This window comes from Catenuloplanes indicus (genome assembly GCF_030813715.1).
GTDB classification, from domain to species: Bacteria; Actinomycetota; Actinomycetes; order Mycobacteriales; family Micromonosporaceae; genus Catenuloplanes; species Catenuloplanes indicus.
Genome location: NZ_JAUSUZ010000001.1, coordinates 7,450,066 through 7,461,536 on the forward strand (window position 1 = coordinate 7,450,066; position 11,471 = coordinate 7,461,536).

Here is an 11,471-nt window from a genome sequence, read left to right on the forward strand (position 1 = left end):
CGAAGATCCGGCGGCGCCGGGGGTGAGGAGCAGAGCATGGCGAATGCCGGGGATTTCCGTCTGATCTGCGCGGACGGCCGTTTCATCGCGGTGCCCGGCGGCGTCTTCTTCCACGACGGGCCGATGGCCGAGCCGGTCGATCCGGCCGCGCTGACCGGCGCGCTGCGGGCGCCCCGGGCCGGTGGCACGGTCACGGTCTTCGTGCCGGAGCGCGCCCGGACCAGGATCGGCGCGACCGACCGGGTCCGCCGCGCGCTGGCCGACCTGCCCGCGCCGGTCCGGGAGCGGCTGGTGCTCGGCACGCTGCCCGGCGACACCGCGGACCCGGCGGTCTGGCTCGGCCTGACCGACGATTTCGGCCTGGCCACGCACGCGGCGTACCGGCCGGGTCTGACGCCCTCGCCGCGCGTCGTCCCGCTGGACGCCGCCGGCCTGGAGAGCAAGGACAATCCCGCGGCGGTACGGGTGCTGGCCCGCGACCAGGCCGCCGCGCGGGAGACGCTGCGCGCGGTCCTGGACGGTGCGCCGCCGTCCTGGGAGAGCCTGGAGCGGCTGGCCGTCCGGTCCGCCGAGATCCGCCGCGAGCTGGACGTGACGCCGGAGCACCGGGGCTCGTCCGGCGCCGGGTACGCGTACGCCGCCGGTGTCGCGCTCTTCGGTGTGCCGGACGGCACCGACCCGGCCGTGCTGCGGCGCCGGGTGCGGCCGATCCGGGCGGACGAGGGGTTCCGCGCCTGGGGCACGCCCGCGGCCCCGGCCGACGCCGACGCTCTGGTGGCGTCGCTGGCCGCCACGCCGGGCTCGGCCCTGCTGGTCGCGGCGCCCGGCCGTCCCGGCCCGATCTGGCTGGTGTCCCGGCCGGCCGGGCTGTTCACCGTGGACCTGGCCGCGGACGGTGACGCGGCGATCACGGCCGTGACGCCGGAGGGCGCGACGTCGCTGCTCGGCACGGCCTCGCTCGCGACCCGGGTCGGCCCCGCCGCGGCCCACGCCCCCGGCCCGGCCCGGCCGTTCGACGCGGAAGCCCCGGCCCAGCCGGGGCCGGCGCGGCTGGGTGGCCCGGACACCCCGGTCGACTTCTCCGCCGCCGGCATGCGCGCGCTGACCGGCCGGATCGTGACCCGGCTCGGTTCCGGCAGCGGCGACGTGTACTGCGCCGCCGCCATCGGCGTGGCCCGCGACGAGCTGTTCGGCCGGCTCGGCGTCGCACTGACCCCGCCGGACGGTCGCGCCCACGACGACCTCGGCCTGCACGACGGCCTGTGGGCCGGCTGGGGCGTGCCCGGCACCTGGCCGCGCGCGTCCGGCTGGGCGGAGATCGGCCGGATCGTCGGCGCGGAGCCCGGCCGGGTCGCGTTCGTCCTGTCCGGACGGCCGGGCGCGATCGGCCACGCGTTCCTGGTGGTCAACACGGCCGACGGTGTGCTCTGGGTGGATCCGTCCGCGACCCGCGACGCGGACCGGGTCCGCACGCACGCGGAGATGACCGCACCCGGCCCCGGCGGGCTCCCGAAGGCCGCCGCCGCGACCGACCTGCGCACCCGGATCTTTCGCCGGGACGGCACCGCGGTCACCGTCCCGGCCGCGCCGCCGGAGTCCGCGGGACCGGACGCGACCGCGCTGGCCATGGTGGACCGCGCCGAGCGGCGCTACCGCGGCTCCGGCGTCGAGGACGAGGAGTCGGTGATGCTCTTCTTCCCACCGGGCGTCGAGCCGCAGCGTGTCCGGAGCCAGGTGCTGGCGTGGGGGCCCGATCACACGTACCGGATCGAGGTGGAGACCAAGGCGTTCTACCGGGGCGGGGACGGCCTGCTGTACGCCTCGCCGGTGGACGCGCGGGCGGCCGGTGGCGACGGCCGGGGGACGCTCGTGGGCATCATCGAGCGGGTCAGCGCGATCCTGCGGTCGCACCCGCACGAGGTGAACGGCTCGGACCCGGGACCGGTGTTCGAGGCGTTCGGGAAGATGGCGGCGAGGACCGCGACGCTGACCGGCCCGGACGGCGCCGGCCCGGTCATGCCGCTCACCGAGTTCCTGGCCGGACTCGATCTCGGCCTCGAGTTCACCGACCTGGGCCTGCGCACCGCCGTCGGGCGCCCACCGGTCCGCGACGAGCCCGGCTCGCACTACCACTACACGCACGGCGTCGTGCTCTCCGGCATGCGCGGCTTCCTCGAGCACGTCCGCGACAACACCTGGCGTGACCTGGACCGGGGTTACCTGACCCGGGAGCACCTGACCGACGGTCTGCGGTTCGGCGACGAGCTGGCCGAGCGGTTCCTGGCGAGCAACCCGGAGTCGACCGAGACCGCGAACCTGATCGCCGGGTACGCGGCGCTGTTCTACGACAGCTTCGCCGGGGCCGCCACCTGGCCGATCGACGCCGGCCTGAACAAGGTCGAGATCGCGGTGCTGTCCCGGGTCGACGCGTTCGCCGACCTGCTGGACCGGATGCCGCTGGACGCGGTCGAGTTCTTCGGCGAGAACTGGGAGGACATCTGGGACGAGCTGGAGTTCAGCATCGGCACCCGGATCCCGGACTACGCCACGCGCTATCGGGCCAAGAACAACGACGAGCCGTTCTTCTTCCGGGACGACTTCCGGCACGCGCTCACCCACGGGCGGCTGCACACGCTCCAGGAGTACGCGAAGAGCGCGTTCGTGGCGGACGCCGAGCGGGTCACGCAGTGGGAGGCGATCGGCTTCACCACCGCGGCCCCGCTGGACATGGCCGGCGGCGCGCTGCTGATCGACCACATTCCGGTCGAGGTGCGCTCGTACGTCGCCCGCCGGGTCACCGCCCGCCGGGCCGAGCAGCTGAACGCGGAACTCGCCCGGCGTGCCTCGGCCGCGTACGACGCGGCGCTGGACATCGGCCCGGCGAAGCGCGCCGCCGGTGCCCGGGCCTGGCTGAGCCCGGTCGCGGAGACCGACCTGCGCTGGGTCAGCCGCCAGGAGCACCCGTCCGACGGGGTCCGCCTCCTCGGGTCGGCCGCGGCCGCGCAGGGACGCCAGCTGGTGGTGCTGGACGGCACCGGTGAGGAGGCCGCGGGCGTGCTGGGCTTCGTGCTCGAGGACGCGCCGGAGCTGGCCGGCAGCGCGCTGTTCTGGGTACCGGTGCTCGACCGGCCGCTCAACGACGTCCGCCAGGCGCACCGGCTGAACATGATCTATCCGGTGCTCACCCGGGTGCCGGGGACGCTGGGCGCGGCGGCTCCGGTGGCCGCGCGCCACTGGCGGGTGGTGACGTTCGACAACCGGGTGATCGAGCTGGGCGAGGGCGACCTCACCCCGGACCGCCTCGAGGCCGCGCTCGGCCGGATGGACGCGGCCGCCCGCGCGGTGCCGCAGCCGGAGCGGGTGCCCCCGCCGGCGCTGACCGCCGCGGAGCTGACCACGCTGTTCCGGGACGTGGTCGCGTCCGGCCGGCGCCTGGCCCGGCACCGCGGCGACCGTACCGTGGCGGAATGTCTGGCCCTGGTCAAGGGCCTGGTCGGCCGGCTGCACCGGGGCGGCGTCCGGGTGCCGCGAACCCGGGAGGAACCGCTGCCGGGCACGTGGCTCGGCGACCGGCGGGACTGGGAGCGGTTCGGCGGCTGGGCGGCGCTGGACACCGACCCGCGGCTGGTCCCGGGCGCGACGGCCGTGGTGCTGACCGAGCGGACCGGCGCCGCGCACGGGCACGTCTACGCCGCCTACCGCACCGCGGACCAGGGCATCCGGTGGGTGAACCTGACCGAGCGCGACGCGAGGCCGCGGGCCGGCGGGCCGGGGGAGACCCCGGCCGCGTTCGACGCGGACACGTACACCCGGATGATCGTGATCGGCCCGGACGGGGTGGTGGTCCCGGCCCGGGAACGGCCGGAGCCGGAGTCGCGGTCGCGGACCGCGCCGCTGCTGGACCCGCCGGTGAGCCGGGGGTACCGCGGTTCCGTCGTCGAGGACGAAGAGACCGTGATGCTCTTCCTCGACGACGGGCAGGACGCGAGCGTGCTGCGCGGCGGTCTGCTGGCGTACGGCACGCACGGCGGCTTCCGGATCGAGGTGGACACCAAGGCGGTCTACCGGGGCGCGGACGGCCGGTACTTCATCGACCGGGACGCCGCGATCGCAGCCGGTGGCGACGGGAAAGAGGTCACCGTCGCGATGATCGAGCGGGTCAGCGGGATCATGCGCTCGCACCCGCACGAGTTCCAGCGCGACGACCCGGACGACGTCTTCGACGCGTTCGCGCGGATGGCGGCGCAGACGCGGAACCTGCCCGGCCCGGACGGCGCCGGCCCGGTCATGTCGCTGCCCGACTTCCTCGCCCGGTCCGGCGTGGACGTCACGCTCACCTCGATCGGCGCGCGCGTCTCGGTCGGCCGCCCGCCGGTCGGCGAGGCGCCCGGTTCGCACTACCACTTCACGCACGGCGTCGTGCTCTCCGGCATGCGGGACTTCCTCGAGCACGTCCGCGACCACACCTGGCGGGACCGGGACCGCGGCTACCTGACCCGGGACCACCTGACCGACGGCCTGGCGTTCGGCGACCGGCTCGCCGCGGACTTCCTCGCCACCGGCGACGGGCCGGACGCGGCCGCGACCGCGAAACTGATCGCCGGGTACGCGGCCCTGTTCTACGAAAACTTCGCCGGCGTCGCCACCTGGCCGGTCAGCCCGGAGCACCTGAACAAGGTGCACATCGCGGTGCTGTCCCGGGTGGACGCGTTCGCCGACCTGCTCGCCCGGCTGCCGGCCGACGCCGTCGACTTCCTCGGCGCGCGGTGGGCGACCATCTGGCAGCGGCTGGAGGAGAGCGTCCGGGCGCGCATCCCCGACTACGACGAGCGTCTGCGCGAGACAGGGCGCGCTCCGGAGTGGACGATCGGACGCTTCGACCTGGTACCGACGCACCGCGGTGCCACGCTCCGGCAGTACGCGGAGAGCGCGTTCGTGCTCGGCGCCGAGCGGGTCACCCAGTCCCAGGCGATCGACGTCACCACCGAGGCGCCGCTGGACCTGGCCGACGGCGCGCTGCTGGTCGCGCACGTGCCGGTCGAGGTGCTCTCGTACGGCGCGCGCCGGCTGACCGCACGCGAGGCCAGGGGCTGGAACCGGCGGCTGGCCCGCCGGGCGAACCGGGCGTACGAGGCGGAACTGGCGCTTGCCCCGGCCGTGCGCTCCGAACGCGGCCTGGGCTGGCTGGGCCGGCCACCGGAGCCCGGCGTCCGCTGGATCAGCGCGGTACCGGACACCCCGGACTGGGCCGGCGAACTCGGCCGGACCGCGGCCGCGATGGGCCACCCGCTGGTGGTGCTGGACGTCGAGGACGGCACCGGCGCGGCCGCCGAGCGCCTGTCCGCGCTGCTCACCGCGGAACCCGAGCTGATCCGCACCGCGCTGTTCGTGGCACCGTCCTGGGACGGCGGGCTCAACGACCTGCGCCGCGCGCACGGGCTCAACATCGCGTACCCGATCGAGGTGTCGCGGCCGGGGACCGGGACCACCGACGCGTACTGGCGGCTGGTGACGTTCGACAACCAGGTCACCTACCTGGGCACCGGTACGTTCACCTCCGGCACCGTGCTGAACGCGATGCTCGCGGTGAACAACGCGGCCTACGGTGCCCTGGCGACGTCCACCCAGCCCGAGGTGTGGCGGGCCGAGGTGGCCTACACGGCCCCGCCGGTGCCACCGCCGCTGCGGGAACCCGAGAACCCGGTCGCGGAGCTGCGCAAGCACGTCGACGCGGCCACCGAGCGGGTCACCGCGGTGCTGGACCGGTTCCCGCACTCGGTCGCGGCCGAACTGGTCCGCGCCGCGCTGGAGCGGCTGGCGGCCGCGGAGCTGCGGACGCCCGGCGACGACGACGTGACGGAGCTGCTACACCTGCTGGACCAGGCCGCGGCCGAGGTGCTCCGGCTCGACCCGGGCGCCGAACCGGTGCTGCGGCCGCTGTGGTCCGGACGGTCGATCCCGGCCCGCCCGCTGCCGGCGCCGCGCAGCATCGGCCCGTGGACGGCCGGTGACCTCGGCGCGCTGACCGCCGGCCTGCGGCGCCCGGTGCTGACCGTGGACCTGACCGGCCGCACACCGGACGCGCTCGGCGACCTGGAACGCGCGCTGCGCGACCACGAGTGGTGGGGCGAGGTGCCGATCGTCATGGTCACGCTCGGCACCCGGGCCACCGACGACGCGTTCGCCGCGCTTCGCGAACGCTTCCGGCCGATCGTGGTGCGGGCCGCGGTGATCAGCGACGTCACGGACGTCCGGATGGTCTGGCGACTGTCCGGACCGGACGGTACCCAGGTGGCGCAGCAGGCCCGGCTGACCGCGGAGCTGGTCGCGACCGCGGCCCGGTTGCCCGCCGGACCGCGCGCCGCCGCACTGCCACCGGTCCTCGCCGGCCTGCTCACGGCCGGGCCGGACGCGGCCGGACACCACCGGCGGCACGCGCGGGAACTCACCGACCCGGGCGTACGGGACGCGCTCGACCGGCTGATCACCACCGCGCCGGACGGGGAGCGCCTCGCCGGTTTCCGGGTCGCGCTCGGCCTGGACGCCACCGCCACGCACCGGCTCATCCCGGGCGTGCGCAGCCTGCTCGACGTCGAGCCGCCGTACACCGGCGGCCCGGTACCGGCGTCGTTCGCGTACGACGTGCTGGCGCTGGCCGGTGCCGGCCGCCGCGAGCGCTACGCCATGGACGGCCTGCTCTTCCAGATCGTGCTGGCCGGCCGGATGACGCCGGACGCGGCGCTGACGCTGCTGCGGGCCGCCGCGCGGACCGCGGTCGACCGGGCCGTGATCGACGTGTTCGAGGCGGTGACCGAGGCGATGGCGCTGACCGACGAGCGGGCGGCCGGGGACCCGGCCGGCGACCCGGCGCTACGGGCCATCCTCACCAAGGTCCGGAAGGTGTCCAGCACCGCCCGCGCGCCGGGCGCACCGCCGCCGGACTGCCTGGACCCGGTGGACCGCACCGCGTTCGTCGGCCGCCTGGACGCGCTGCGCGACCTGTTGCGCGGCACCGGCCGGCCGGCCCGCGCCGCCCTGATCGAGACCCTGACCCACACCCTCTCCAACTGCTGACCCGGGAGCCTGCCGTGACCCTTCCGCTGACCCAGCGCGTCATGGACGCGATCTGCCTCGACCACATCATCCCGACCGGCTCCGGCCTGCACCTGCGCCGGGACGGGATGGCCGCGCTGACCGACGACCCGCTGATGCTGGCCGCGTTCGACGTGATCGCGCCGGACGGCAACACGTACATCACGCTCGGCAAGGGCATGACGGAGGCGTTCGACGACCTCGCGCCGGACAGCGCCCGGGTCGGCGACGACGGCGTGCGCGCGCCCGGCGGCGCCGGCACGCACGCCCAGCGGGTCGCCCGCGGCCTGCTCTACCAGTTCCTGAACGGGCACCCGGACTACGCGCTGGACCGGATGGTAGAACGCCCGCTCGGCGACCACGACCTGAACCTGACGGCTGCGGCGGCCCGAGCGGACGTGGCCGGGCTGCCGGTGGACATCCTCGCGACCGCGGACCTGAGCGGCGTGGACCGGAACCGGCTGATCGGCTTCTCCCGGGACCTGCGGATCGTGCCGATCGACCAGGCCCAGATCATCCGGGTCGTGCCGCTGCGGCACTGGGCCCCGGACCCGTACGCGGGCCAGGGCAAGGAGCTGCTGGACAGCGTGCTCTCCACGCCGTACCCGTCGGCCCGGATCACCTTCGACGGCCAGGGCGGCGTGCGGCTCGGCCTGCCCCCGGCGCTCGTCGCGCACGCCTACGGCGAGGTGCTGCGCCGCACCGGCACGCCGCTGGACGCCCGCGACTTCCCGAAGACCTCCCAGCTGATCCAGGGGTACGGCGACCTGCTCGCCGCGATCGCGGACAGCCCGGTGGGCGCGCACACGATGATCCAGGTCGGCGACCAGGTCACGCTGGCACTGCACGACGCGCACGGCATGTCGTTCGTGGACCCGGCCACCGGGCAGGAAACGGTCTTCGCCGCCGACCCGGCCGACCCGATCCGGATCGCACCGCTCGGCGGCGAGATGGACCTGGAGACCCGGCTGCTCGACCTGGCGGCGGGCCGGCCCGGCGGGGACGGCCCACGGCTGCCGGTGCGGGTCTCCGGCGCCGCGGACGTGTACCGCGACTTCGGCGGCTCCCGGACGCTGGACGTGATCGGCGGCGTGCCGTCCCGGTTCATGGACCGGATCGCCGAGGCCGCTTCCCGGCTCGACCAGTCCGTCGTGGTGATCGGCTCGGAACGGCTCTCCGACGCGCCGACCCCGGCCGAGCTGGCCGCGCTCGACTGGCAGCTGTTCCAGCACACCAACAACCGTGGCGTACCCGTGGTGATCACCCGTGGCACGGTCAGCGACGGGCTGCGCCGGATCGTCGAGCACTACCGGGTGCCGCTGCTGCACCAGACCGCCGGCACCGGCACCGGGTTCAGCCTGGACAACCTGTGGGCCGGCGTCGGCGGCGCGACCACGGTGCCGCCGGCCAAGGAGATCACCGCCGACCTGCTGGCCGCCTACGCCGGTCGCCGTCGCGTGTCCACGCTGGACAAGGCGCCGGCCGCGCTGTCGTCGTTCCTGACCACACCGCTGGAGAACGCGGATGCCATCCGCGCGGCGCTGGCCGAGCACGGGTCCGCGCTGCGCGACCTGCGGCCCGAGATCACGAAGTTCGGAGCGACCGCGGGCGTGTTCGCCGCGCACGCCGCGTTCCTGAACGTGCTCGACCGAGACCCGGTCTTCGCCGACACGCTGCTCACCTACCGGGCCGGCGGCGACGACCGGGCCGACGGCCTGTTCGCCGCGGTCCCGGCCGTGGCAACCCAGGAGCCGGCGGTCCGGGACGCCGCGTTCGCCGAGATCGACGCGATCACGCTCGGCACGCTCGACGACGGCGCCAGCCGCGCCATCCTCAAGGCGCTGCACCTGCACCTGCAGGGCGCGCCCGAGGGCACGGTCCGGGACATGATCTACAGCCACAGCACGTACCTGCCGCGGGACGGTCGCACCCAGTGGATCCGCCGCCTCCAGGACCTGCAGAGGCAGATGCCCCAGCACGCCGACGGCCTCAACCAGGTCGCGCTGTTCGTCACCACGTGTCCATAGCGGACGACTGGCCCACCGCCCGGGTGATCCGCGAGCATGTCGCGGACAGGCGGGAGGGGGCCGGTGGAACCACTGCAGCCGGGCGACCCGGAGCGGATCGGGCGGTACGACGTGGAAGGGCCGGTTCCGTGCGGACCGCACCGACCAGGTCGACACACGGCGGCTCGCCGCGCACGCTCGAGGCCGCCATCTACATCTTGATCAACTGCTGACCGGAGAGCCACCGTGAACCTGCCGATATCGCCGCGCACCATGGACGCGATCTGCCTCGAGCACGTCCTGCCGACCACGGGCGGCACATACCTCTTCAACGCGCCGTCGTCGAGCCTGGCCGGCGACGAGAAGCTTAGGGACATGAAAGACATTCCGGTCATCCGCGGGTACGGGAGCCTGACCTTCGGGATCGGCCTGGGTGATCCGATCCTGAGCAGCCCGGTGACTGTGATGGGCGACGACGGTGTCCCGCGGCCGGCCCGGGAGCTGAGCCCGCAGGAGGCCCAGGCACTCGACCTGGCCCGTCAATATCTTCGAAGCCTCCCGCCCGAGGCGCTGGACATCCTGAGCAACCGGCCCGCCGACTCGCAAATGACCCTGGATCAACTCGCCGAGTACGCCGACAAGCTGCACTTCCAGGCGGAGACCGCGCTCCGGCGACTGATCGACGCGGCCCTCACGATCAATCCGAACCGGCTCCTGTATCTCGACGGCGACGGCCGGCCCGTCATTCGCGAGCGCGCGGCGGTCGTCAAGGTGGCACCGATCGAGCATCGTGCCCCGAACCCGTTCGCTGACGTCGACCCGTCGCTTCGGGAGCTGGCACTGTCGCGTGCGGGCGGATATCCCAGCGCCCGGATCGTCTTCGACGCCGGCGGCCGGGTGCAGCTCGGCATGCCACCGGCACTGGTCCGGCACCTGGAGAGCCGGACCAGCGAGCCGGCGCCGTCCCCCCGTGTCCCGGACGGCATCACCGGCCCGGAGCGGTTCGGCATGTACAACGACCTGATGGCCCGGATCGCGGAACACCACCAGGAGGTCAGGATCGAGGTGCGGGCGCGCGGCGGGCAGCACGTCGAGACGTTCAAGGCCGTGCACGACGAGCACGGGATCCGGTTCACCGATCCGCGCACCGGCGAACCCGCGCTGTTCCCGGCCGAGACGGAGATGATCCAGGCCACCGCGTGGGACCCGGCGGATCTCGCCGCCGTCGACACCGGCACCGCCGTGACCCCGCTGCCGATCGTGCGGCCCAAGGGCTTGACGGTGCACCGCACGTACGGTCCGGACGACCGCCTCTCGGTCGACGTGCTGGGCGCGCGGGACTCCGTACCGGCGAACTTCCTGGACCAGGTCGCCGGTCTCGGTGCCGACGCCGGCCGGTCGGTGGTGGTGGTCGGCCACCCGGCTGGAAAGGCGGAGGCCGCGCGCGATCTGGCCCGGGCGCAGTCGCTGCTGTTCCAGCGGGCCTGGAACCTTCAGCACGGCCGGGACACCGAGCCGATGCCGATGGTCATCGACTACGGCGGCGTCGGCCCGGAGCTGAGCGGCCCGGCCGCGGCGCTGGGCGCGCCGGTGCTGCGCCGCGAGCTGGGCACCGGTCTCGACATCGGGGTCTCGTGGCGGATCGTCGGCGCGGACGGCGTCGTGGCCGGAACGGCGCAGAAGGGCGTCCCGCAGGACACCTCCGTCTGGTCCGGCACACCGGTCCGGGCGAACCCGGCGCTCGACATCGACCGGACGATGGCGTCGTACCTGTCGATGAGCATGGACGACGTGCCGGCGCTGGTCGCCGCGCTCACCGTGGACGGCAGCACGCTCAAGAGTCTCCGCCCGGCCGTCGACGCCCTGCCGGTGGACCCGCGGGTGTTCGCCCCGCAGATGAAGCTGCTCGACCTGCTCGACACGGCGGACGGCCGATTCGAGGCCGGCATCGACTACCTGAGGCGGGTCGAGGGCGGCACGGTCCAGGCACTGCCGGACATCACGAAGGTCCTGCACCTCGGCACGGACGCGCTCGACGACCTCGCCGCCCTCACCCTGGGCACGATGGACGACGGCGCGTCCCGGAGCATCCTCGCGGCGATCCGCAAGGGCATCGAGGGCGTCGCGGGCATCACCGCCGTGTCCACCGGGGACCAGGCGGCGGACGGCGCGGCGCGCGAGCAGGTCTACCGGCAGATGCGTGACGAGATCTTCGCGCACAAGGACTACCTGCCGGGCAAGGGCAGCCGCACCGATTACGTCCGGGCGCTGCAGGGCTGGGCGCAACAGCTGGAGGAGCACCGCGACGTGCTCAGCCAAGCCGCGCTCTATGTCACCACCTGTCCCTGATTGTCGAGAGAAATGAACCAGGCG

Annotated in this window: 3 protein-coding genes; all 3 read left to right on the forward strand. The window is 74.5% G+C overall.

Features of this window, described 5'->3' with window-relative positions; genetic code table 11:
• Positions 1-36 precede the first annotated feature (36 nt).
• The 3 genes from J2S42_RS33395 (at position 37) to J2S42_RS33405 (ending at position 11,447) form a co-directional block, all read left to right on the forward strand.
• The gene (locus tag J2S42_RS33395; protein ID WP_307245662.1) at positions 37-7,074 is read left to right on the forward strand and encodes a hypothetical protein; all 7,038 of its coding nucleotides are present in this window, start codon (positions 37-39) and stop codon (positions 7,072-7,074) included.
• A gap of 14 nt (positions 7,075-7,088) precedes the next feature.
• Positions 7,089-9,119 (forward strand): hypothetical protein, encoded by a 2,031-nt coding sequence (locus tag J2S42_RS33400; RefSeq protein WP_307245664.1) that lies wholly within the window; start codon positions 7,089-7,091, stop codon positions 9,117-9,119.
• A 225-nt stretch (positions 9,120-9,344) separates the two neighbouring features.
• A complete protein-coding gene (locus tag J2S42_RS33405) occupies positions 9,345-11,447 on the forward strand; it encodes a hypothetical protein (RefSeq protein ID WP_307245666.1) in 2,103 nt (700 codons plus the stop codon).
• Positions 11,448-11,471 lie beyond the last annotated feature (24 nt).